Raw genomic sequence first — 851 nt, 5'->3', positions numbered from 1 at the left:
TTATTATATATTTAAAATAATAGTTACAAATTTTAAATTCAAACATCTTTTACTGAAAATATCCATATACCTAAATATTAGACTTCTGTGCTGGCAGCGTTATTTCTATTTTGATCTTTTTTTCTTTCTTTTAAAAATACAGTAACTGCCGGAATAAGCGATATTATTATAATGGCAATTATTACATAGGAAAAATTATGTTTTATAAAAGGTAGACTTCCAAAAAAGTACCCTCCCCCTAAAAACAGGGACACCCACAGGAACCCTCCAAGCATATTATAAGTTATAAATTTTAAATATCCCATTTCACCAATTCCCGCTACAAAAGGTACAAAAGTTCTTATTATAGGGATAAATCTTCCCAGCACTATAGCCATAGGACCATATTTTTCATAAAACCTGTGTGCCTTATGAATATGCTCCTTATTGATAAATTTCATATTCTCCCTTCTTAAAATACCACTTCCAATTTTTTTACCTATGTAATAGTTGGCAGTATCGCCTATTACCGCAGCTAAAAAAAATACGATAAACAAAGTAAATATCTCCAGCATATTTTCTGAAGCAAGTGCTCCCGCTGCAAAAATAATGGAATCTCCCGGTAAAAAAGGTGTGACCACTAAACCTGTTTCACAAAATATAACTGCAAATATTATACCATATGTCAACATCCCATAATTTTGTATTATGATATTTAAATACTTATCAAGATGCAGCATAATGTCAATTAAATTCACCATAAAATTCATACTTTTTATCTCCTTTTATTATATAAAACCTGTAAATGTACTCTTCTACAAAATAATATATTACACGCACAAGGTTAAAATATAATTAAAAAAGAATTATAT

1 protein-coding gene is annotated in these 851 nt (G+C 28.9%); it reads right to left on the bottom strand.

Annotated features, from left to right (window positions below; genetic code table 11):
• Positions 1 to 77 precede the first annotated feature (77 nt).
• Complete coding sequence (locus J5G60_RS18535; protein ID WP_150356667.1) at positions 78 to 749, bottom strand: VTT domain-containing protein; 672 nt, start codon at positions 747 to 749, stop codon at positions 78 to 80.
• Between the last annotated feature and the right edge of the window lie 102 nt (positions 750 to 851).

Source organism: Clostridium sp. HV4-5-A1G, assembly GCF_900184915.1.
In the GTDB taxonomy this organism is placed as follows: domain Bacteria; phylum Bacillota; class Clostridia; order Clostridiales; family Clostridiaceae; genus Clostridium_B; species Clostridium_B aromativorans.
Note: the sequence above shows the minus strand (reverse complement) of the source record. Positions and strands in the feature narration are given on the sequence as shown.